Origin of the sequence: Mycobacteroides sp. PCS013 (assembly GCF_049532645.1) — a bacterium.
Taxonomy (GTDB): Bacteria; Actinomycetota; Actinomycetes; order Mycobacteriales; family Mycobacteriaceae; genus Mycobacterium; species Mycobacterium gwanakae.
In genome coordinates, this window is sequence record NZ_CP150131.1 from 1,179,038 (window position 1) to 1,201,693 (window position 22,656).

General features: G+C 63.7%; 22 protein-coding genes. 19 read left to right on the forward strand and 3 right to left on the reverse strand.

Features of this window, described 5'->3' with window-relative positions; all coding sequences use genetic code 11:
- The first annotated feature begins 15 nt into the window (after window positions 1-15).
- The 3 genes from RHO23_RS05795 to RHO23_RS05805 are packed head-to-tail and all read left to right on the forward strand — an operon-like array spanning window position 16 to window position 2,313.
- Window positions 16-1,170 carry an alpha-hydroxy-acid oxidizing protein gene (locus RHO23_RS05795; RefSeq protein ID WP_064408606.1) on the forward strand — a complete coding sequence of 385 codons (1,155 nt, stop codon included), beginning with the start codon at window positions 16-18 and terminating at the stop codon, window positions 1,168-1,170.
- Between the two features lie 25 nt (window positions 1,171-1,195).
- Window positions 1,196-1,765 carry an Mce protein gene (locus RHO23_RS05800; protein ID WP_423488790.1) on the forward strand — a complete coding sequence of 190 codons (570 nt, stop codon included), beginning with the start codon at window positions 1,196-1,198 and terminating at the stop codon, window positions 1,763-1,765.
- Window positions 1,762-2,313 carry an Mce protein gene (locus tag RHO23_RS05805; protein WP_423488791.1) on the forward strand — a complete coding sequence of 184 codons (552 nt, stop codon included), beginning with the start codon at window positions 1,762-1,764 and terminating at the stop codon, window positions 2,311-2,313. The genes RHO23_RS05800 and RHO23_RS05805 overlap by 4 nt, the downstream gene beginning before the upstream one ends.
- An 18-nt stretch (window positions 2,314-2,331) precedes the next feature.
- Here RHO23_RS05805 and RHO23_RS05810 read toward each other — a convergent pair whose 3' ends face one another.
- The 3 genes from RHO23_RS05810 to RHO23_RS05820 form a co-directional block, all read right to left on the reverse strand.
- Window positions 2,332-4,041: an amidohydrolase gene (locus RHO23_RS05810; protein ID WP_423488792.1), complete on the reverse strand. Its 1,710-nt coding sequence runs from the start codon at window positions 4,039-4,041 to the stop codon at window positions 2,332-2,334.
- A 42-nt stretch (window positions 4,042-4,083) separates the two neighbouring features.
- Complete coding sequence (locus tag RHO23_RS05815) at window positions 4,084-4,731, reverse strand: trimeric intracellular cation channel family protein (RefSeq protein WP_155524942.1); 648 nt, start codon at window positions 4,729-4,731, stop codon at window positions 4,084-4,086.
- Between the two features lie 138 nt (window positions 4,732-4,869).
- Entirely contained in the window at window positions 4,870-5,823 is a 954-nt protein-coding gene (locus RHO23_RS05820) for a PAC2 family protein (RefSeq protein WP_371258725.1), read from the reverse strand.
- Window positions 5,824-6,011: 188 nt separating this feature from the next.
- Here RHO23_RS05820 and metH point away from each other — a divergent pair, with 188 nt between their 5' ends.
- The 16 genes from metH (at window position 6,012) to nuoK (ending at window position 22,652) form a co-directional block, all read left to right on the forward strand.
- Complete coding sequence (metH, locus tag RHO23_RS05825; RefSeq protein ID WP_423488793.1) at window positions 6,012-9,776, forward strand: methionine synthase; 3,765 nt, start codon at window positions 6,012-6,014, stop codon at window positions 9,774-9,776.
- A gap of 46 nt (window positions 9,777-9,822) precedes the next feature.
- Entirely contained in the window at window positions 9,823-10,506 is a 684-nt protein-coding gene (locus RHO23_RS05830) for an HAD family hydrolase (RefSeq protein WP_030095570.1), read from the forward strand.
- 16 nt (window positions 10,507-10,522) lie between these two features.
- Complete coding sequence (locus RHO23_RS05835; RefSeq protein WP_005061184.1) at window positions 10,523-10,804, forward strand: phosphoribosyl-ATP diphosphatase; 282 nt, start codon at window positions 10,523-10,525, stop codon at window positions 10,802-10,804.
- Window position 10,805: 1 nt separating this feature from the next.
- Window positions 10,806-11,684 (forward strand): ATP phosphoribosyltransferase, encoded by an 879-nt coding sequence (hisG, locus tag RHO23_RS05840; protein WP_070916169.1) that lies wholly within the window; start codon window positions 10,806-10,808, stop codon window positions 11,682-11,684.
- Window positions 11,685-11,753: 69 nt separating this feature from the next.
- Window positions 11,754-12,149, forward strand: a complete 396-nt coding sequence (locus RHO23_RS05845) for a hypothetical protein (RefSeq protein ID WP_423488794.1) — start codon at window positions 11,754-11,756, stop codon at window positions 12,147-12,149.
- Between the two features lie 205 nt (window positions 12,150-12,354).
- Window positions 12,355-12,741, forward strand: a complete 387-nt coding sequence (locus RHO23_RS05850; protein ID WP_030095573.1) for an NADH-quinone oxidoreductase subunit A — start codon at window positions 12,355-12,357, stop codon at window positions 12,739-12,741.
- A gap of 72 nt (window positions 12,742-12,813) precedes the next feature.
- Entirely contained in the window at window positions 12,814-13,368 is a 555-nt protein-coding gene (locus tag RHO23_RS05855; protein WP_030095574.1) for a NuoB/complex I 20 kDa subunit family protein, read from the forward strand.
- Complete coding sequence (locus RHO23_RS05860; protein WP_057964711.1) at window positions 13,365-14,051, forward strand: NADH-quinone oxidoreductase subunit C; 687 nt, start codon at window positions 13,365-13,367, stop codon at window positions 14,049-14,051. The genes RHO23_RS05855 and RHO23_RS05860 overlap by 4 nt, the downstream gene beginning before the upstream one ends.
- Window positions 14,052-14,077: 26 nt before the next feature.
- Window positions 14,078-15,349 (forward strand): NADH dehydrogenase (quinone) subunit D, encoded by a 1,272-nt coding sequence (gene nuoD / locus RHO23_RS05865; RefSeq protein ID WP_234797645.1) that lies wholly within the window; start codon window positions 14,078-14,080, stop codon window positions 15,347-15,349.
- A complete protein-coding gene (gene nuoE, locus RHO23_RS05870; protein WP_064408614.1) occupies window positions 15,349-16,110 on the forward strand; it encodes an NADH-quinone oxidoreductase subunit NuoE in 762 nt (253 codons plus the stop codon). Before nuoD ends, nuoE begins: the two co-directional genes overlap by 1 nt.
- Window positions 16,110-17,414, forward strand: coding sequence for an NADH-quinone oxidoreductase subunit NuoF (gene nuoF, locus RHO23_RS05875; protein ID WP_064408615.1), 1,305 nt, complete (start codon window positions 16,110-16,112; stop codon window positions 17,412-17,414). Before nuoE ends, nuoF begins: the two co-directional genes overlap by 1 nt.
- Complete coding sequence (locus RHO23_RS05880; RefSeq protein ID WP_070942476.1) at window positions 17,411-19,795, forward strand: NADH-quinone oxidoreductase subunit G; 2,385 nt, start codon at window positions 17,411-17,413, stop codon at window positions 19,793-19,795. The genes nuoF and RHO23_RS05880 overlap by 4 nt, the downstream gene beginning before the upstream one ends.
- Window positions 19,792-21,069: an NADH-quinone oxidoreductase subunit NuoH gene (gene nuoH / locus RHO23_RS05885; RefSeq protein WP_227457847.1), complete on the forward strand. Its 1,278-nt coding sequence runs from the start codon at window positions 19,792-19,794 to the stop codon at window positions 21,067-21,069. The genes RHO23_RS05880 and nuoH overlap by 4 nt, the downstream gene beginning before the upstream one ends.
- On the forward strand, window positions 21,062-21,598 hold the full coding sequence (gene nuoI, locus RHO23_RS05890) for an NADH-quinone oxidoreductase subunit NuoI (RefSeq protein WP_101312732.1): 537 nt from the start codon (window positions 21,062-21,064) through the stop codon (window positions 21,596-21,598). The genes nuoH and nuoI overlap by 8 nt, the downstream gene beginning before the upstream one ends.
- A gap of 29 nt (window positions 21,599-21,627) precedes the next feature.
- On the forward strand, window positions 21,628-22,356 hold the full coding sequence (locus RHO23_RS05895; RefSeq protein ID WP_057968076.1) for an NADH-quinone oxidoreductase subunit J: 729 nt from the start codon (window positions 21,628-21,630) through the stop codon (window positions 22,354-22,356).
- Window positions 22,353-22,652 carry an NADH-quinone oxidoreductase subunit NuoK gene (nuoK, locus tag RHO23_RS05900; RefSeq protein ID WP_030095583.1) on the forward strand — a complete coding sequence of 100 codons (300 nt, stop codon included), beginning with the start codon at window positions 22,353-22,355 and terminating at the stop codon, window positions 22,650-22,652. The genes RHO23_RS05895 and nuoK overlap by 4 nt, the downstream gene beginning before the upstream one ends.
- The last annotated feature ends 4 nt before the right edge of the window (window positions 22,653-22,656 follow it).

Genomic DNA, 22,656 nt, shown 5'->3' on the forward strand with positions numbered 1-22,656 from the left:
GATGAGGAGTGCTCGATGAATTTCGGCGATTTCCAGCTCCAGTTCTATGCCGCGGGTGCGCTCGGAAAGGTGTCAACCCTTCCCTTCACCTTTGCCGAACTGGAGAGCCGCGCGGAGCAGACGCTAGGCGAGGGAATCTTTGGCTACGTGCGTGGTGGCGCCGGTGATGAGCACACCCAAGACGCCAATGCCACCGCGTTCCGCCGGTACGGGCTGGTGCCCCGGATGCTGCGAGATCGCACGGCCAGAGACATGTCGACCTCGTTTCTGGGGCGCGAACTCGCCAGTCCACTGTTCATCTGCCCGGTAGGTGTGCTGGGTGCGGTCCGCGACCGTGGCGATCTGCTCACGGCGGCCGCGGCCCGGGACCTCGATGTGCCCGCCATGTACTCGACGCTTTCGTCGGCCACCCTGGAAGAGGTCGCGGCCGAGCGCGGCGATTCATACGGAATCTTCCAGCTGTACCCGTCATCGGATGCCGAGCTGACCGACAACTTCGTCCGGCGTGCTGAGGCGGCGGGGTACGACGCTCTGGCGGTGACCCTGGATACCGGCACGCTGGGATGGCGTCCCCGTGATCTCAAACACGGTTATCTGCCGATGCTGCACGGACATTGCCTGGCCAACTACACCTCCGATCCCCGATTTCTCGAGATCGCGGGCGTGCGTTCCGCAGGGGAACTGACGCCGATGCACGCGGGTCTGGTGTGGGCGTCGCTGTTCAGCCATCCCGGGCTCACCTGGGCGGATATCGATCACTATCGAGAACTGACCAAACTGCCGATCATCCTGAAGGGCATCTGCGACGTCGACGACGTTCGGCAGGCGGTAGATCGCGGCATCGATGCCATTGCCTACTCCAATCATGGTGGGAGGCAGGCGAATGGGGGAGTGCCGGCCATCGATGGTCTGGCCGCGGCCGTCGAAGCGGCCGGCCCGGTTCCGGTGACCTTCGACTCCGGCGTGCGTGACGGTATCGATGTCTTACGCGCTGTCGCCCTCGGTGCCAGCCTGGTGGGCGTGGCCCGGCCGTACGTGTACGGGCTGGCGCTGGATGGAACCAACGGCGTCAAACACGTGATCCAGTCGCTACTGGCAGAAGCCGACCTCACCATGGCGGTCAACTGCTATCTTTCGCTCAACGAGTTGGCGGTGCAGCGTCTTCCTTGATGCACGGTAGCTGAGTGGGGGGTTAGTGATTCAGGAGTGGCCTCAGCGGCCCATCCCGTATCCGGGATACCCGGTGCCTGCCCCCACACCGAGTCGGTGGGCGACAGTCACGATCATCGTGGCCGGCGTGATCGCCTTGCTTGCCCTGGGCGGGTGCGGATTCCTGGGCTGGAAACTGGCGGGCGATCGACGCGAAATGCCGTCCGAATCGGCGGAAGTGCATACCGCCGGTGGCCAAGCACTCGAGGCGGCTCGGGCGTTTGCGACGTTGTTGACGAACGTCGACTACCGGGAACTGGATCGAAGCACAGCCCAGGTACTCGAGAATTCCACTGGAGACTTCAAGAACGCCTACGCCAAATCCAGTGCCGATCTGCGTCGAACGATGGTTCAGAACAAGGCGAAGGCCACTGGCTTGGTGGTCGAATCGGCGATCCAGTCCGGATCCGCCACACAGGTCACCGTGTTGCTGTTTATCGACCAGTCGGTGACCAACGTCGCATTGTCGGAGCCTCGTCTGGACCGGAGCCGGGTGCGGATGACGATGGAGAAGGTGGACGGTCGCTGGTTGACAAGCAAGGTCGACCTGCTGTGAACGAATATCCGGCGCCCTATGCCGTGCCGCCCGGTGGCCAGCTGCGGATCGTATTCGCCAGTGTGATGGTTGGCGTGGCGGTGGTCGCGTTGTGCGCGTGTGGCCTATTGGGCTGGAAGTTGTTCCACAACGGACCCATTGCGGCGACCCAGCACCGTGTTCACGAGCTGCGTGAGCAGGGCCGGACGGCAGCCGAGCTGGTGACCGTGACGGTGACGTCGATCGATTCGGGCAACGTCGACGAGAGCTTCGCGAAAATCCTTGAACTCAGCACGGGTGAGCTCAGGGACCAGTTCGCGAAGGGCTCCGTGCAGTTGCGTCAGCTGCTGATTGACAATCACGCCACCGCGACCGGCACGGTGCTCGCGTCCGCGGTGCAATCCGACACCCTCGACACGCCCGAGAAGAAGGTGGTCGTTTTGTTGATGGTGGATCAGGCGATCACCAACAGCCAACTTCCCGATCCGCGCATCGACAAGTCCCGAATGAAAGTGACCATGGAGCTGATTGACGGTCGCTGGCTCGCGAGCAGACTCGAATACGTTTAGCTGTCAACGAATAGCGAGTTAGCAACAGTGCTTGATCGGGGCCACCGGGGCGGAGCTGTGGTCAGTGTCGGTGGCATCGAGGAAAGCACCGAGAAACGTATCGAGGTCCACCCGTCGGCCACCGACCCAGGTGCCCTTGATGCTGATTTCCTCGGTCAGTCGTGCGGGATCAATTCCGTACGGATCGTGTGACAGTTCTACGAAATCGGCGAGCTTGCCGACAGCGATGGAACCGATGAGGCGGTCTCGTTGCAGTGTGCGAGCCGCGTTGATGGTCTGCGCACGCAGCGCCTCATCGAGGGTGATGGCCTGTTCGGCGCCATGGACATTGCCGGCACGTGTGCGCCGGGCCGTCACCGTCTGGATGTTTGTCAACGGAGAGGGCGGTGAGACGGATCCGTCGTTGTGCAGCGACACGCACGCCCCTGAGGCGACGGCATCGGCGAAGGGCTGCCACTGGCTGCCGTGCTCGTGGTCGAAGATATGGCCGTCCAACAGATCTCCCCAGAAGTAGTACTGGAAGGGCGACATGGAGACGTGTACACCCAGCCGGGCGGCACGGTCCAGCTGGGCGCGGGTGGCGCCTCCGACGTGTTCGAGCCGCCACCGGTGATCGGTGCCGAGCAAGCCGTGTCGCTGTAGTGCTGCCTCATAGGCATCGAGTGCCAGCTCCACGGCAAGGTCACCGTTGGAATGGAATGCCATCTGCCAACCCAGGGGCGCGGCCTTGTCCAGGATGACATCGAGCTGCTCGCGGGAGTAGTTCAACGAACGTGTTCCGCCTGCGGTAGTCGGGTCGATGGCTGCCCTTCGGGTCGCATCCGAGTCGACGTAGGGGAACGACGTCGCGCCCGTCCCGACCCACACCGCGCCGTCGGTCCACAGCTTGACGCCGGTCTTACGTAGCATATCCTCGTCGACCGTGAATTCCTCTGACTCGGTATAAGTTTCGGTGGTAGACATCTCCCACAGACTGACCCGAAGTGGGCATGAAGGAGCTGCGGCGAGTGCCTCGTAGGCGGGCTTGAGCTGCCGGTCGTAGGACATGTCCGAGGCTGATGTGTATCCCGCGCGGGCCATCGCCGAGAAGAACAGCGCGGCCGAACGCAGCGGATTGCCCATTCCGGCGATCAACGGTGCCAGTACCTCGGTGAGTACGGGAACCTCGAATCCACGTCCGTTGAGACTGCCGTCGGTGTTGCGCTGGTAATGCCCGCCCACCGGGTCTGCGGGCGGGGCTCCGTCCCAGCCGTGCAGCTTCATGAGTGCTGTGCCGAAATAGATTCCATGTCCGGAGTTATCGGTGATGGCGGCGACGCGATCACCGAAGATCTGGTCCAGCTCACGGGCATCGGGTGCGGGGTGTTCGTGTAGGAGTGCGTCGAATCCGCTGAAAATCAATGGTTCTGATGGATCGGTCTCGGCGAGCGCCGCGTGAAACGCGGCGACGACGTCATCCCAGCTCTGGGCCTTCCAAGGGGCGATGGAGCGCACGGGAGCTTCGGTGATGACGCCGCTCATGAACGGATGTCCGTGTGGCTCAACGAAACCAGGTAGAAGGGCGCCTGCCCCGGTGCTGATCACCCGGGCGCCGGGGAGCGTCGAGGTGCATTCCGCGAGCGATCCCACCGCGACGATGCGGTTTCCCGATACCGCGATGGCCTCGGCGCGGGGCCGCTCATCGTCCATCGTGATCACGGTGGCGGCCGTCAGGATGATGTCAGACATGTTGCTCCCTCGTTCCTTGCGGTCTTCGTTGTCCGGCATGGATTATCGCCTCCGAGCCTGTGGTGCGTGCCAATGGAATCGGATGGCTAGCATGCGCAGCCCGAATGCACCTAACGCCGCAGCCATTCCGGTGAGGTCGGAGTAAATACCGAAATGGATCAGGAATGCGGTGATGCTGGAGCCGAGCATGGCGGGGATGGCATAGAGCTCGCTGTCCGGCCGTAGCAGGATCGGTGTCTCGCCGGAGAGCAGGTCGCGGATGACTCCGCCTCCGATCGCGGTTAGCGCACCCAAGAGCGCGGCCGAGGGCGCGGAAAGCCCGCTATGGGCCGCGATGGTGGTGCCTGTCACGCAGAAGACCGCTAGTCCCAGGGCGTCGGTGATTTGCAGGGGCCAGCCGGTAAGCCTCGCCGGAGGCTGCCACAGGAAAACCAATCCCGCTGCGGCAAGCGCGATCCCGATATGGGAGAAACTCGTGAATGCCGCCGGCGGGTGTTGTCCGATGATCAGGTCACGGATTACCCCGCCGCCGATCGCCGTCACCATGGCAAGCACCGCGAGCCCGACGATGTCGAACTTCTTCTCGACGGCGACCAGAGCCGCCGACATCGCAAAAGCCAAGGTGCCCAGGTAATCAAGGACCACGTGGCTGATCGACACCAACGAATGCAGTTCGACCGAGTTCGTCATCAGCGCCACGGTCGTCAACTCGGATTCCTTCCACCAGGCGAAGTCGGATCAAGATCCTATTCGGTGCGGGGGCGTTCCGGTGCGTGTGCGAAAGAACGGGTCAAGATGCGATGACTAACAAGTCAACTCGGCTGGGAATTAGCCCCCGAACCGTGGTCCTCGCCGTCGCAGGTATCGCTCGAACTCGGCTGCCAGGGCGTCGCCGTCGATCTTGCTGAGAATCTCGGTGGTATCGACCTCGGCGTCGCCACGTTCCTCGAGCGACTGGACGTACTCGGCAATCTCTTCGTCCTCGGTCGTCATCTCGGAGACGGCCTGCTCCCACTCCTCGGCCTGTTCGGGCAGATCTCCGAGCGGCACCTCGACATCCAGCACGTCTTCGACGCGCTGCAGCAGCGCGACCGTCGCCTTTGGATTGGGGGGTTGCGATACGTAGTGCGGTACTGCGGCCCAGAAGGCTACGGCCGGTATGCCGGCGTTCACACAGGCGTCCTGGAACACCCCGGCGATACCGGTGGGTCCCTCATATCGGGTCTCCTCCAGGCCGAAGAATTTGGCGGCGTCGGGGGAGTAGGCGGTACCGCTCACGGGCACCGGCCGGGTGTGCGGAGTGTCGGCCAATAGTGCACCCAGGATCACCACGGTCGAGACGTTGAGACGGTCAGCGATGGCCAGTAGGCGGTTACAGAAGGTGCGCCAGCGCATGTTCGGTTCGGCACCGTGCATCAGAACCACGTCGCGCTGCGAGCCGGGTGGCGAACAGTAGGAGATATGCATGCCCGGCCACTCCAACTCGCGGGTGACACCCTTGACCAGCCGTACGACGGGACGATTGACCTGGTAGTCGTAGTAATCCTCGTCGTCGATGGTCATCAACGGAGTGGCTTGCCAGGTGGTGTCCAGGTGCTCCAACGCAGCGCTGGCGGCATCTCCGGCGTCGTTCCAGCCCTCGAATGCGGCAACCACCACCGGGTCGCGCAGCACGGGTAGGCCGTTCTGGGCGGTCTCCGACTGGGTCACGGTGCCAGCGTAAGCCCTGCGTGACGGGGACGAGCTGCGGCTGGCGGAGAATGGATTGGATAGCCGGATCACATTGTTGATATGACCGCCGCTAATAAAACCCGCACGACACCACGCAGACAAACTAGGCGTTCGCACGACCGACGAGTGACGACGTAGACTCGATCCGGTCGAGAGGCGTTGCAACGGTTCCGGATCACAGCCCGTGACCGCCACGCTCGGCAGAGTTAAGGACGCCTTCCGCTCTGGAAGGAATGCACGTGACCAATCTGCAGCCGAATGTCCGACCCGACTGCACGGACGCGCTGACCACTGCTCTTGAACAGCGGATCTTGGTGATCGACGGCGCGATGGGTACGGCGATCCAGCGCGACAGGCCCGACGAGGCCGGATACCGCGGCGTACGGTTCGCCGACTGGCCGAGCGACCTCATCGGCAATAACGATCTGCTCACTCTGACGCAACCGCACATCATCGAGGGAATTCACCGTGAGTATCTCGAGGCGGGTGCGGACATCCTCGAGACCAATACCTTCAACGCGAACGCGGTGTCGCTGTCCGATTACGGCATGGAAGAGCTGAGCTACGAGCTGAACTATGCGGGTGCCGCGCTGGCACGGGCGGCCGCCGACGACTACAGCACCCCCGCGAAGCCGCGCTACGTCGCCGGGGCGCTGGGGCCGACCACCCGGACCGCGTCGATTTCGCCGGACGTCAACGATCCCGGAGCCCGCAACGTCTCCTACGACCAGCTGGTCGCCGCCTATCTTGAAGCAGCCAACGGCCTGGTCGACGGCGGTGCCGACATCATCCTCGTGGAGACCATCTTCGACTCGCTGAACGCCAAGGCAGCGGTGTTCGCCGTGGAGACGCTGTTTGAGCAGCGCGGGCGTCGCTGGCCGATCATCATCTCGGGCACTATCACCGACGCGTCCGGGCGAACGTTGTCCGGCCAGGTCACCGAGGCATTCTGGAACGCGATCCGGCACGCTAGGCCCATCGCGGTGGGCCTCAACTGCGCCCTGGGCGCCCCGGAGATGCGGCCCTATATCGCCGAGATGTCGCGCATCGCCGACACCTTCGTCTCCTGCTATCCGAACGCGGGTCTGCCCAACGCTTTCGGAGAGTACGACGAGTCCCCCGAGCGCCAGGCCGGGTATCTTGCCGAGTTCGCCGAGGACGGCCTGGTCAACCTGGTCGGTGGGTGCTGCGGGACGGCGCCTGCGCATATCGCTGAGATCGCCAAGGTTGTCGAGGGCATGACGCCGAGGCAGCTGCCGCACGTGCCGGTGGCTACCCGGCTGTCGGGTCTGGAGCCGCTCAACATCACCGACGACTCTCTGTTCGTGAACATCGGTGAGCGCACCAACATCACCGGCTCCGCCCGGTTCCGCAATCTGATCAAGGCCGAGGACTACGACACGGCGCTGTCGGTCGCTCTGCAGCAGGTCGAGGTCGGTGCGCAGGTCATCGACATCAACATGGACGAGGGCATGATCGACGGCGTTGCCGCGATGGATCGGTTCACCAAGCTGATCGCGGCCGAGCCCGATATCAGCCGCGTCCCGGTGATGATCGACTCCTCGAAATGGGAGGTCATCGAGGCGGGTCTGAAAAACGTGCAGGGCAAGCCGATCGTCAACTCGATCTCCATGAAGGAGGGCGAGGAGAAGTTCGTTCGCGAAGCGCAGCTGTGCCGCAAGTACGGCGCCGCCGTCGTGGTGATGGCCTTCGATGAAACAGGTCAGGCCGACAACCTGGAGCGTCGTAAGGAGATCTGCGGGCGCGCCTACCGGATTCTGACCGAAGAGGTCGGTTTCCCGGCTGAGGACATCATCTTCGATCCGAACTGCTTCGCGCTGGCGACGGGGATCGAGGAACACGCGACGTACGGGATCGACTTCATCGAGGCCTGCGCCTGGATCAAGGAGAACCTGCCCGGTGTGCACATCTCCGGTGGTATCTCGAACGTGTCGTTCTCGTTCCGCGGCAACAATCCCGTCCGCGAGGCTATCCACGCGGTGTTTCTGTTCCACGCTATCAAGGCCGGTCTGGACATGGGCATCGTCAACGCCGGCGCACTGGTGCCCTACGACTCGATCGACTCCGAGCTGCGGGAGCGCATCGAGGACGTCGTCCTGAACCGTCGCGCGGACGCGGCAGAACGGCTCCTGGAGATCGCCGAACGGTTCAACAGCACGGAGAACTCGGGCGGAGGAGACGATCGAGCAGTTCAAGAGTGGCGCAGTCTTCCGGTGCGCGAACGGATTACGCACGCTTTGGTCAAGGGAATCGACGCCCATGTCGATGACGACACCGAGGAGTTGCGCGCTGAGATCGCCGCCGCGGGCGGCCGCCCGATCGAGGTGATCGAGGGCCCATTGATGGATGGCATGAACGTCGTCGGCGACCTCTTCGGCGCGGGAAAGATGTTCCTGCCACAGGTGGTGAAGTCGGCCCGGGTGATGAAGAAGGCCGTCGCATACCTGCTGCCGTTCATCGAGAAGGAAAAGGCGCAGAACGAGGGCGCCACTGGGTCCACCAAATCCAAGGACACCAACGGCACCATCATCATGGCGACCGTGAAGGGCGACGTCCACGACATCGGCAAGAACATCGTCGGAGTCGTGTTGCAGTGCAACAACTTCGAAGTGATCGACCTCGGTGTGATGGTGCCCGCCCAGAAGATCCTGGACGCAGCGAAGGAGCACGACGCCGACATCATCGGGTTGTCCGGCCTGATCACCCCGTCGCTGGATGAAATGGCCAACTTCGCCGTCGAGATGGAACGCGAAGGGCTGGAGATCCCGCTGTTGATCGGTGGCGCGACCACCTCGCGCGCCCACACCGCGGTAAAGATTTCACCGCGCCGCAAGGGCCCGGTGGTCTGGGTCAAGGACGCGTCCCGTTCGGTGCCGGTTGCCGCCGCGCTCCTCGATGACAAGCAGCGGCCAGGACTGCTGGAGGCCACCGAGAAGGACTATGCGTCGCTTCGTGAACGGCATGCACAGAAGAACGAGCGGCCGACGCTGACGCTGGAGAAGGCCCGCGCCAACCGGACGCCGATCGAGTGGGAGGGATACACGCCGCCCGTGCCCGTCATAGGGATTGGGGTTCGGGAGTTTCTGGACTACGACATCGCCGAGCTGCGCGAGTACATCGACTGGCAGCCGTTCTTCAACGCCTGGGAGATGAAGGGCCGGTTCCCCGACATCCTCAACAACCCGGCCACGGGCGAGGCCGCGCGCAAGCTGTACGACGATGCCCAGCAGATGCTCGACACCCTGATCAAGGAGAAGTGGCTGACCGCCAATGGGGTGATCGGTTTCTTCCCTGCGAATGCGGTGGGCTCGAATATGGAAGACATCGAGGTCTACACCGACGACACTCGCACTGAGGTGCTGACCACGCTGCATAACCTGCGCCAGCAGGGCGAGCACCGCGACGGCATCCCGAACCGGTCGCTGGGCGACTACATCGCGCCCAAGGACACGGGCCTGGCCGACTACGTTGGCGCCTTCGCGGTCACCTCGGGGCTCGGCAGCCAGGACAAGATCATGGAGTTCAAGGCGGATCTGGACGACTACAGTGCGATCCTGCTGGAGTCGGTCGCCGACCGGCTGGCCGAGGCTTTCGCCGAGCGGATGCACCAGCGGGTCCGCAAGGAGTTCTGGGGCTTCCAGCCTGATGAGCAGCTGGACAACGAGGCACTCATCGGCGAGAAGTACCGGGGAATCCGCCCGGCACCCGGTTACCCGGCCTGCCCGGAACACACCGAGAAGACGACGCTGTTCGACCTGATGGACGTCACGACGCGGACCGGCATCGAGCTGACCGAATCGATGGCGATGTGGCCCGGCGCCGCGGTCAGCGGCTGGTACTTCTCGCACCCGCAGTCGCAGTACTTCGTGGTCGGCCGGTTGGCCCAGGACCAGGTCGCCGACTATGCCAAGCGCAAGGGCTGGACGCTGCAGGAAGCGGAGCGCTGGCTCGGCCCGAACCTCGGCTACAACCCTGAGGACTGAGCACCGGCGTCATGGGCAGCAGGCGACCTCTGACAGAATTGGTCGCATGCGCGCGGTGCTGTGGGACATGGACGGCACGCTCATCGACTCGGAGAAGCTCTGGGATATCTCGATGGCCGAAACGTGCCGCAGGCTGGGCGGCGAGATGACCCCCGAGCTGCGTACCGCGCTGCTTGGCGGGTCCGCCGAGGCCACCATGAAGATGATGTTCGCAGCGTTCGGGCTGGAGCCGGACCCCGAGCTGATGGCCCGCGAGAACGACTGGCTGCACGAGTACACCGGCGAGCTCTTCGAAACCAATCTCACCTGGTGCGATGGCGCCCAGGACATGCTCGCGCAGCTCGCCGCCGAGCAGGTACCCATGGCACTGGTGACCAACACCATCAGATCACTCACCAACCAGGCGCTCAAGACCATTGGCACACAGTGGTTTTCCGGAACCGTATGCGGTGACGAGGTGGTGCGCACCAAACCGGCCCCCGACCCGTACTTGCGGGCTGCCGCGCTGCTGGACATAGATCCGGCCGATTGCCTGGCCATCGAGGACTCGGCGACCGGTGCCGCCGCGGCCGAGGCGGCGGGTTGTGTGGTGCTGGTGGTGCCCAACCATGTCGAGGTGCCCGCCGGCGACCGGCGCAGGCACGCCGCCACGTTGTCGGGTCTGTCCGCGGCCGACCTGCGGCGTGCCCACGCGGATGTGCTGACCGCCACCGCGTGCAAACCCATATGACTCACCAGGCGGGGTCGTGACAGAATCGCCACCCGTGAAGACCTTCGACGAGCTGTTCGCTGAGCTCAGTGATCGCGCCAAGACCCGGCCCGAGGGGAGTGGCACCGTTGCCGCCCTCGATGCGGGGGTGCACACCCTGGGCAAGAAACTGCTCGAAGAGGCGGGTGAAGTGTGGCTGGCCGCCGAACACGAGAGCGACGAGTCGCTTGCCGAAGAGGTGAGCCAGCTGCTCTATTGGGCACAGGTGCTGCTCATCGCCCGCGGTCTGACTCTTGACGACGTCTACCGGAAGCTCTGACATGACCAGTACGAACGGCGTCCCTAAGGCTCTGCGCGTCGCCGTCCCCAACAAGGGGGCGCTCAGCGAGGCGGCATCGGAGATCCTGTCGGAGGCGGGCTATCGGCGGCGTGGCGACGCCAAGGATCTGACCGTGCTCGACCCGCAGAACGACGTCGAGTTCTTCTTCTTGAGGCCCAAGGACATAGCGATCTATGTCGGCTCGGGCGAGCTTGATCTTGGTATCACCGGTCGCGATCTGATGATGGACTCCGATGCCCCGGTGCTCGAGCGGCTGGCGCTGGGATTCGGTGGTTCGACCTTCCGCTACGCCGCGCCCGCCGACAGAGACTGGACGATTTACGACATAGCAGGCAAGCGGATCGCCACTGCCTATCCCAACCTGGTCCGAAAGGATCTGGCCGCCAAGGGGATCGAGGCCGAAGTCATTCGCCTGGATGGTGCTGTCGAGATATCCATCCAGCTGGGTGTGGCCGATGTGATCGCCGACATCGTCGGCACCGGCCGCACCTTGCGTCAGCATGGTCTGGCGCCCTTCGGGGAGTCGCTGTGCGATTCGGAAGCGGTACTGATCGAGCGGGAGAACGCCGATCCGGCAACGCAAACCGCTCGCACCCAGCTGAGCACTCGCATCCAGGGTGTGGTGTTCGGCCAGCAGTACTTGATGCTCGACTACGACTGCCCGCGCGATGTTCTGGATGAGGCGCTCAAGGTAACGCCCGGTCTGGAATCACCGACGCTGGCCCCGCTGGCCGACGAGAAGTGGGTGGCGGTCCGTGCCCTGGCCCCACGCAAGGGGGTCAACACCACCATGGATGCGCTCGCCTCGATCGGCGCGAAGGCCATCTTGGCCTCCGAGGTCAGGTTCTTCCGCGCCTAGTTCTCCCGGGTTTCCTGGGCTTTCCCGGATTCCATCGCAAGCGGCGTCGGCTCGGCCTAGCATGGCCCCATGGCGCTGCACGTCCTCGTCTATAGCGATGACATCACGGTCCGGCGCAAGGTAATTCAGGGAATCGGCACCCGGCCCGATTCCGCCCTGCCGCCGCTGGAGTTCGTCGAGGTCGCCACCGGGCCCATGGTCATCGAACGCCTGGGTGCGGGCGGTATCGACTTGGCCATCCTGGATGGTGAGGCGACGCCATTCGGCGGGCTGGGTGTGGCCAAGCAGGTCAAAGATGAGGTCGACGCTCCGCCGCCGATCGTCGTTCTGACCGGTCGTCCGCAAGACGGCTGGCTGGCGAGCTGGTCCCGAGCCGAGGGCGTGGTGCCGCGGCCGATCGATCCCATGCGACTGACGGCGACGGTGATCGACCTGCTCGGTTCGGCTGCCGCTACCCGCCGCTGACGTCAGCCGGCCAGGCTCTTCGACTCGATACTTAATTGCGCAAAACACCGTGAAACGGTGGCATGGATCCAGCGCCAACCGATAGTGTGTTTGTTAGGTCACATCTGTACTGGTCGGCAGCCCTCGACCACAGACAGCACTGACACGGCAACGTTGCCGATCCAGCACAGGGACCCGATCGATCGATTCGGGAGGCTGGTCTGCCATGGATGCGTATGTACCGATCTTGGTACTCGGCGCCATTGCGGTGGCCTTTGCCGTTTTCTCCATTGGGATTTCATCGTTCGTCGGTCCACGTCGATACAACCGGGCCAAGCTCGAGGCCTACGAGTGTGGCATCGAGGCCACCCAGCATTCGATGGGACGTGATCATCACGGCGCCGCGTCCGGCGGACATCGGGTGCCGGTCAAGTACTACCTCACCGCCATGTTGTTCATCATTTTCGATATCGAGATCGTCTTCTTGTATCCGTGGGCCGTCCATTTCGGCGCCCTCGGACTGTTCGGACTGCTCGCAATGGCCCTGTTCATCGTCAATGTGTCGGTGGCGTACGCCTACGAATGGAGGCGCGGTGGCCTGAGCTGGGATTAGCCCCTGTGCGATTGGTGGGGCGGCGCGGAAGTCCTTGCAACATAACGAATAAGCACACCTGTCGGGAGAGCCATGGGTCTTGAGGAAAAACTGCCTAGCGGATTTCTGCTGAGCACCGTCGAGACGCTGGCGGGGTATGTGCGCAAAGGTTCGTTGTGGCCGGCCACCTTTGGATTGGCCTGCTGTGCCATCGAGATGATGTCCACGGCGGGGCCGCGGTTCGATATTGCCCGCTTTGGCATGGAGCGTTTCTCGGCGACGCCACGGCAGGCCGACCTCATGATCGTGGCCGGCCGGGTGAGTCAGAAGATGGCTCCCGTGTTGCGACAGATCTACGACCAGATGGCCGAACCCAAATGGGTGCTTGCTATGGGGGTCTGCGCATCATCCGGCGGCATGTTCAACAACTACGCCATTGTCCAAGGTGTCGATCATGTTGTCCCCGTGGATATCTACCTTCCAGGATGCCCGCCGCGTCCGGAGATGCTGCTGCATGCGATCTTGAAGTTGCACGAGAAGATCGGGCAGATGCCGCTCGGGGCCAACCGAGAGGAAGTCATCCGCGAGACCGAGGCCGCCGCGCTTGCCGCGACGCCGACCATCGAGATGAAGGGTCTGCTGCGGTGACGGGCGACGATCAGAGTTCAGGCGAGGTCATCGGGGTACGGCATGGGCTCTTCGGAGTCCGGGGCAGCGGCGACACCTCGGGCTACGGTGGGCTGGTTCAGTCGATCTCCTTGCCGGCGAGCTCGAATCGTCCGTACGGCGGGTACTTCGACCACGTGGTCGACCGGCTGGAATCGGTTCTGGCGGAGCAGGAACACCTCACCTACGAGGACGCTGTCGAGAGTGTCGTCGTCTACCGCGATCAGCTCACGATCCACGTGAAGGCCGAACACCTGGTGCAGGTCGCCCAGTCTCTGCGGGATGATCCGCAGCTGCGTTTCGAGCTCTGTCTGGGCGTCAGTGGTGTGCATTACCCCGAGGACACCGCGCGGGAACTGCATGCTGTTTACCCACTCATGTCGATCACGTGGAACCGCCGGATCATGCTCGAAGTGGCTGTACCTGATGGTAATCCGCATGTCCCGTCACTGAACGCCGTGTACCCGACCACCGACTGGCATGAACGCGAAACCTACGACTTTTTCGGCATCGTCTTCGACGATCACCCCGCGCTGACCCGAATCGAAATGCCCGATGACTGGGAAGGTCATCCGCAGCGTAAGGACTATCCCCTCGGTGGTGTGCCGGTCGAGTACCACGGAGCCACCATTGCGCCGCCCGATCAGCGGAGGTCCTACAACTAATGACAGCGCAGCCCGAGACTCATCTCATGGCCGGTGGGCAGGACTGGGACGAGATCGTCACTGCCGCCGCCCAAGCAAGCGACGAAAGAATCGTCGTCAACATGGGCCCGCAACATCCGTCAACCCACGGCGTGCTTCGCCTGATCCTTGAGATCGAGGGGGAGACGGTTACCGACGTACGCTGCGGAATCGGCTATCTGCACACCGGTATCGAAAAGAATCTGGAGTACCGGACCTGGACGCAGGGTGTCACCTTCGTGACCCGGATGGACTACCTGTCACCCTTCTTCAACGAGACCGCCTACTGCCTGGGGGTTGAGAAGCTGCTTGACATCACCGACGAAATCCCGGAGCGAGCCACCGTGATTCGGGTGTTGATGATGGAGCTCAACCGGATCTCCTCGCATCTGGTCGCACTTGCCACGGGCGGCATGGAACTCGGGGCGATGACCGCGATGTTCCTCGGTTTCCGGGAACGCGAGATGATCTTGAAGGTTTTCGAAGCGGTCACCGGCCTGCGCATGAATCACGCCTACGTCAGGCCAGGCGGGCTGGCGCAGGATCTGCCCGATGGCGCCGAACAAGAGGTGCGCGATCTGCTCAAGATTCTGCCGGGCAGGTTGCGCGATATGGAAAACCTGTTGAACGAGAACTACATCTGGAAGGCGCGGACCCAGGGCGTCGGATACCTCGATCTGACCGGGTGTATGGCTTTGGGAATCACGGGTCCGGTCCTGCGTGCCACCGGGCTCGCTCACGATCTGCGACGCGCACAGCCGTACTGCGGTTATGAGAGCTATGACTTCGAGGTCATCACCCATGGGGATTGCGACTCTTACGGGCGATATCTGATTCGGGTCAAGGAGATGCACGAGTCCATCAAGATCGCCCAGCAGTGTCTGGACCGGTTGCGGCCAGGACCGGTCATGGTGGACGACAAGAAGATTGCGTGGCCCGCGGACCTGGCCTCGGGCCCGGATGGACTGGGTAACTCACCCAAGCACATCGCCAAGATCATGGGTACGTCGATGGAAGGACTCATCCATCACTTCAAGCTGGTGACCGAGGGGATCCGCGTGCCGGCCGGGCAGGTGTACGTCGCCGTCGAGTCGCCGCGCGGCGAGCTCGGGGTCCATATGGTCAGTGATGGTGGAACCCGGCCCTACCGTGTGCATTTCCGCGATCCGTCCTTTACCAATCTGCAGTCCGTGTCGGCGATGTGCGAGGGCGGCATGGTGGCCGATCTGATAGCCGCGGTGGCAAGCATCGATCCGGTGATGGGCGGTGTGGACCGGTGATGAGCCACTCGGGCGATGAACATCCAACGGAGCGCGAGGGCGTCTTTCTTGAACTCGGGAGCCGTCCGCCGGAGGACGAGGGCTGTTTCGCCGGACGCAAAAGCTATCCGCCGGAGGTTGTTTCCCGGCTTGCCATCGACGCCAAGGATGTTCTCGACCGGTACCCGAGTCGTAGGTCGGCGTTGCTGCCGCTGCTGCATCTCGTGCAGTCCGAGGACGGGTATGTGACTATGGCTGGAATTGAATTCTGTTCCGGACAAGTGGAATTGACGGCCGCCGAGGTCACCGCGGTGGCGAGCTTCTACTCGATGTACCGGCGCGAACCGACCGGCGATTATCTCGTCGGGGTGTGCACCAACACGCTGTGCGCGGTGCTCGGTGGTGACGCGATCTTGACGCGATTGGTCGACGAGCTCGGCGTGGCACCAGGAGGCACTACCGAGGACGGCAAGGTGACGCTCGAGCATGTGGAGTGCAACGCCGCCTGCGACTACGCGCCGGTGCTGATGATCAACTGGGAGTTCTTCGATAACCAGACCCCGGACGGGGCCGCAGATCTGGTGACAGGGCTCCAAAGGGGACGGATCCCCGAGCCCCGGCGCGGTGCTCCACCGTGCACGTTCAGACAGACCGCCCGGATCTTGGCCGGGTTCGCCGACAATCGGCCGGAGGCGGTGGCCGCCGCTCGGGCCGGGAACCCGACGCTGGCCGGGCTGCGATTGGCCCGGGATGTACAGCAGAACGTGCAGAAGGAGGTGTGATGACTTCCTCTATTCTCTCCCCGGTCCTGTCCGAGTACTGGGACGAGGCCGACTCGTGGACTCTCGACGGGTATCTGCGCCATGACGGATATCAGGGCCTGCGCGCCGCGCTGAGCATGGAACCGGACGCGGTCATCGGTGTCGTCAAGGAAGCCGGGCTGCGTGGACGCGGAGGTGCCGGATTCCCGACGGGCACCAAATGGTCCTTCATTCCGCAGGGTGATGGCAAGCCGCACTATCTGGTGGTCAACGCCGACGAATCCGAACCCGGTACCTGCAAAGACATTCCGCTGATGCTGGCGACGCCGCACACCCTCATCGAGGGAATCGTCATCGCCGCCTACGCGATCCGCGCCGCGCATGCCTTCATCTATGTGCGCGGTGAGGTGATCTCGGTGATTAGACGATTGCAGACCGCGGTGGCCCAGGCCTATGAGGCCGGATATCTGGGTCGCAACATTCTTGACAGCGGTTTCGATCTCGAACTGGTGGTGCACGCCGGTGCGGGCGCCTACATCTGCGGGGAAGAAACAGCGCTCCTGGACTCGCTGGAGGGTCGTCGCGGCCAGCCACGGCTGCGTCCGCCGTTTCCTGCGGTTGCCGGTCTGTACGCCAGCCCGACGGTCGTCAACAACGTCGAGTCGATCGCGAGCGTGCCCGTCATCTTGCGGCGCGGCGCCGAGTGGTTCCGGACCATGGGTTCGGAGAAATCCCCTGGATTCACGCTGTATTCGTTGTCCGGGCATGTGCGCACTCCCGGGCAGTACGAGGCCCCGCTCGGCGTGACGCTGCGAGAGCTCCTGGAGCTGGCCGGCGGAGTGCGGGACGGGCACGGGCTCAAGTTCTGGACTCCCGGTGGTTCGTCGACACCACTGTTCACCGCCGAGCATCTGGACGTCCCACTCGACTACGAAGGAGTCAGCGCCGCCGGATCGATGTTGGGTACCAAGGCATTACAGATATTCGACGACACCACGTGTGTGGTGCGCGCGGTCCTGAGGTGGACCGAGTTCTACGCGCACGAGTCCTGTGGCAAGTGCACGCCGTGCCGCGAGGGTACCTACTGGCTGGTGCGTATTCTGCGGCGACTGGAATCCGGAGAGGGTACCGCCGAAGACCTCGACAAGCTTCTGGATATCTCGGACATCGTGCTCGGCAAGTCCTTCTGCGCGCTCGGGGACGGTGCGGCCAGCCCGATCATGTCCTCGCTCAAGTACTTCCGCGGAGAGTATGAGGCACACCTGGACCATGGGTGTCCCTTCGATTCGGCAGCCAGCACTGTATTCGGGGAGGTACGTCGATGACGGCCACAGAACCAGCCATCAACACCGACTTCGTTACCGTGAACATCGACGGACACAGCATCTCGGTGCCTAAGGGCACATTGGTGATCCGCGCCGCCGAACTGATAGGCGTGCAGATACCCAGATTCTGCGATCACCCCTTACTCGATCCGGTGGGTGCCTGTCGCCAGTGCCTGGTCGAGGTGGAGGGGCAGCGTAAACCGTTGGCCGCCTGTACCACCACCGTTGCCGAGGACATGGTGGTCCATACCCAGGTCACCTCCGCGGCGGCGCAGAAGGCGCAGAGCGGTGTGATGGAGCTGCTGCTGATCAACCATCCGCTCGACTGTCCGGTCTGCGACAAGGGCGGGGAGTGTCCACTGCAGAACCAGGCGATGTCGACCGGCCGCTCCGAGACCCGATTCACTGAGGCCAAACGCACGTTTCCCAAGCCGATTCCGCTGTCCACCGAGGTGCTGCTCGACAGGGAACGTTGTGTCCTGTGCGCCCGGTGCACCCGTTTTTCACAACAGGTGGCCGGCGACCCCTTCATCGAGCTACTCGAACGTGGCGCGTTACAACAGGTTGGTATCGCAGGCGGCGAGCCCTTCGAGTCGTACTTCTCCGGCAACACCGTGCAGATATGTCCGGTCGGCGCTCTGACCGGTGCTGCCTACCGGTTTCGTGCGCGGCCATTCGATCTGGTGTCCACCCCCAGCGTGTGCGAGCACTGCGCGAGCGGATGCGCGCAGCGCACCGACCATCGGCGTGGAAAGGTGCTGCGGCGCCTGGCCGGTGACGATCCGGAAGTGAACGAGGAATGGAATTGCGACAAGGGACGCTGGGCGTTCGCCTATGCCACGGCACGGGACCGCATCACCAATCCGCTGATACGTGATGAGTCCGGGGACCTGGTGGCGGCATCGTGGCCACAGGCATTGGAGGTCGCGGCAAAGGGCTTGGCGGATGCTGGTGCCCACGCGGGAGTCCTGACCGGTGGGCGGCTCACCGTCGAAGATTCCTACGCCTACGTCAAATTCGCTCGTATGGTGCTGGGCACCAACAACATCGACTTCCGGGCCCGTGCACATAGCGCCGAAGAGGCCGCGTTCCTCGGATCGGGCGTCGCCGGGCGCGGGCTGACGCGCACCTATGCGGCCCTGGAGTCCGCGCCGGTGGTCCTGCTGGCGGGATTCGAACCGGAAGAGGAATCTCCGATTGTTTTCCTGCGGCTGCGCAAGGGGGTACGTAAACGGGGCCTCAAGGTGCTGGCCATCGCACCGTTCGTCAGCCGAGGATCTACCAAGCTCTCGGCCGATGTGATTGCCACCGCTCCCGGAACAGAACCGGAAACGATGGCAGGGCTGGCCGATTCCGAGTTACTGCGCCGGCCCGGTGCCGTGATCATGGTGGGAGAGCGACTGGCGTCGATACCCGGAGCGCTGTCCGCGGCGGCCCGGCTGGCCGACAGCACGGCCGCGACGCTGGTGTGGATTCCGCGCCGGGCAGGCGAGCGTGGCGCATTGGAGGCTGGAGCGTTGCCGAGACTGCTGCCGGGCGGGCATCCGGTATCCGACAGTGCGGCACGGCGCTACATCGCCGACAAGTGGGGTGTGATCGCGCTGCCCGACATGCCCGGACTCGATGCCGCGGGCATGCTGGATCCGGGAAATGGACTCGACGCCTTCCTCATCGGTGGCGTGGAACTGGCCGATCTGCCCTATCCCGCCGCCGCCATCGGCGCCCTCAAGAGCGCGTTCGTCGTCAGCCTGGAGATGCGGCACAGCGCTGTCACCGAGCTCGCCGATGTGGTTCTTCCGGTGGCGGCAGTCGCCGAGAAATCCGGAAGCTTCGTGAACTGGGAAGGCAGGCTGAGGCCCTTCCGGGCGACTCTCGACACCAGTGATGCTCTCGATGACCTGAAGGTGCTCGCTGCGCTGTCAGCGCGGATGGATCGTCCGATCGGGCTGAACGACGAAAATCAGGCACTTGCCGAGCTTGCGGATATCGGGCCCTGGGAGGGGGCGCGGGAAACCCCGGGACCGGTACGCGCGACCGCCCTTCCCCAGCCCATGGCGGGAGAGGCGGTGCTCGCCTCGTGGAGGCTGCTGCTGGATGCCGGTCGGCTGCAAGACGGTGAGGCGTTCCTTGCCGGGACCGCACACACCGCACAGGTGCGGTTATCGGAGGTGACCGCAAGCGAGATCGGTGCCGCGGAGGGCGAATCGGTGACGATACGCAGTCTGTCGGAGTCGATTCAGGGATCGATAACCTTGCCGCTGCGGATAACCGAGATGCCAGACAGGGTGGTATGGGTGCCCATGCGTTCTGTCGGGTCGGAGGTTCATCAGCAGCTCGGTCCGGCGCTGGGACAAGTGGTGCGAATCGAGGTCGCGCCGTGAGGCAGACGGACGGTTCGGCGGTGCTCTCCCAGTTCGGGATTGACCCGCTCTGGTTGGTCTTCGTGAAATGCGTGGCGGTATTCGCTTTTCTGGTTCTGACCGTGCTCGTCGCTATTCTTGTGGAGCGCAAGGTGCTTGCCTGGATGCAGCGTCGAATCGGTCCCAATCGGGTGGGTCCCTTCGGCTTGTTGCAGAGCCTGGCCGACGGCGTGAAGCTGGCGCTCAAGGAGGGCCTGACCCCAGCCGGGGTGGACAAGCCGATCTATCTCCTCGCGCCGATCATCTCGGTGGTGCCGGCGATCGTCGCGTACGCCGTCATCCCGTTCGGCCCAGTCGTCTCGGTCTTCGGGCATCGCACCCCACTTCAGCTGACCGATCTTCCGGTGGCGATTCTGTTCGTGCTGGCGGTCACGTCCGTAGGCGTGTACGGGATTGTCTTGGGGGGCTGGGCATCCGGCTCCACCTACCCGCTGCTGGGTGGATTGCGCTCCTCCGCGCAGGTGATTTCCTATGAGATCGCGATGGGTCTGACATTCGCGGCGGTGTTCCTGCTGGCCGGCACGATGTCGACCTCGGGAATCGTCGCTGCGCAAGCCGGTCGTTGGTACGTATTCCTGCTGCTCCCGTCATTCCTGGTGTACGTGACCGCCATGGTCGGCGAGACCAACAGGGCGCCGTTCGATCTCCCCGAAGCGGAAGGCGAGCTGGTCGGCGGCTTCCACACGGAGTACTCCTCACTGCGCTTCGCGATGTTCATGCTCGCCGAATACATCAACATGGCAACGGTTTCCGGTCTGGCGGCAACCATGTTCCTTGGGGGCTGGCATGCCCCCTGGCCGCTGAGCTTGATCGATGGAGCAAACAGCTCCTGGTGGCCGGTGCTGTGGTTCGTGGCCAAGGTCTGGGGCTTCATGTTCCTGTTCATGTGGTTGCGCGCCACGTTGCCGAGGCTGCGCTATGACCAGTTCATGCGGCTGGGCTGGGAAGTCCTGATCCCGGTCGCGCTGGTATGGATCGTCATTGTCGGAGTGGTGCAGGCGCTGGCCCTCTACGGATACGGAAACCCCTCGATCATTCTCGGGGTCGCCGGTCTCGTGGTCTCTGTCGGCAGTATCGCGCTGGTGGGTGTGCTCGCCCGACGCACTGAATCGCCAAAACCCGTGCTGGATAAGAGTTTCGACCCGATGGCCGGTGGATTCCCGGTGCCGCCACTGCCCGGGCAGCGCCTCGACACGGACCCGTTCTCGACCACCAAGGAGGATGCACATGCCTGATGTTGTGCGACGTTCGGTCGACGCGATGGCGGGATTCTGGGTGACCTTCTCGTCGATGTTCAAGAAACGGCTCACCGAGCAGTACCCCGAGAAGAAGGAGCCCACCGCGCCGCGCTATCACGGGCGGCATCAACTCAACAGGTATACCGATGGGCTGGAGAAATGCATCGGTTGTGAGCTGTGCGCCTGGGCGTGCCCGGCCGATGCCATATTCGTTGAGGGCGCTGACAACTCCGAGCAGGAACGCTTCTCGCCGGGGGAGCGGTATGGCCGGGTGTACCAGATCAACTATCTGCGGTGCATCGGGTGCGGGCTATGTATCGAGGCGTGCCCGACCCGCGCGCTGACCATGACCAACGACTATGAGATGGCCGACGACAACCGCGCCGACCTCATCTACGGCAAGGACAAGCTGCTGGCACCGCTGCAGCCTGGCATGGCGCCACCCCCACACGCGATGTACCCGGGAACCACCGACACGGACTACTACCTCGGCAACCTGCCGCAGGCCGGGAAGGAGGTCAGGTGAGTCCGGGCTTCATGGCCGGCCAGGTGGCAGTGCTTGCCGCCGAGGGGTTATCCCGCACGCCGACCTGGGAGGCGGTGACGTTCTGGGTACTTGGCGCCATCGCGGTGCTGGGTGCACTCGGTGTGATCGCGGCCCCCAAGGCGGTGTACTCGGCGATCTTCCTCGCCATGACGATGGTCATTCTCGCGGTCTTCTTCGTAGCCCAGGGAGCGTTGTTTCTGGGCGTCGCCCAGGTGGTGGTGTACACCGGCGCGGTCATGATGTTGTTCCTCTTCGTGCTCATGTTCGTGGGCGTGGATTCCTCGGATTCTCTGGTGGAGACCCTGCCGGGGCAGCGGGTGGGTGCGATCGCCGCCGGGTTGGGATTTGGGATCCTGGCCATCGCCGGTATCGGAAACGCTTCCACGACAGTGTTCGTCGGGCTCGATCAGGCCAACAGCCGCGGCAACGTGGAGGGTTTGGCCGAGCGCATCTTCATCGACTACCTCTGGGCCTTCGAACTCACCGGCGCTCTGCTGATCACCGCGACGATCGGCGCGATGGTGCTGGCGCATCGCGAGAAGCTGGGGCAGACCGGCGGCCAGCGGGAGTTGGCAATTCGGCGCTTTCAGCATGGAGACCGGGCCACCCCGTTGCCCAACCCCGGTGTCTACGCCCGGCATAACGCCGTGGACGTACCTGCGCTGCTTCCCGACGGATCCTTCTCGGAGTTGTCGGTCAGCGGCGTGCTTACCCCGCGGGACATGGAGGCCCGGTGAATCCCGCCAACTACCTCTACCTGGCCGCACTCATCTTTACCATCGGGGCTGCCGGCGTGATGTTGCGCCGCAACGCGATCGTGGTCTTCATGAGCGTCGAGCTGATGCTCAACGCGGCCAACCTGGCATTCGTCACCTTCGCCCGGATGCATGGGAACCTCGACGGTCAGGTCATCGCGTTCTTCACCATGGTGGTCGCGGCCACGGAAGTGGTTGTGGGGCTGGGGATCATCATGACCATCTTCCGTACCCGCAGGTCGGCCTCGGTCGACGACGCCGATTTGTTGAAACTCTAGGAGG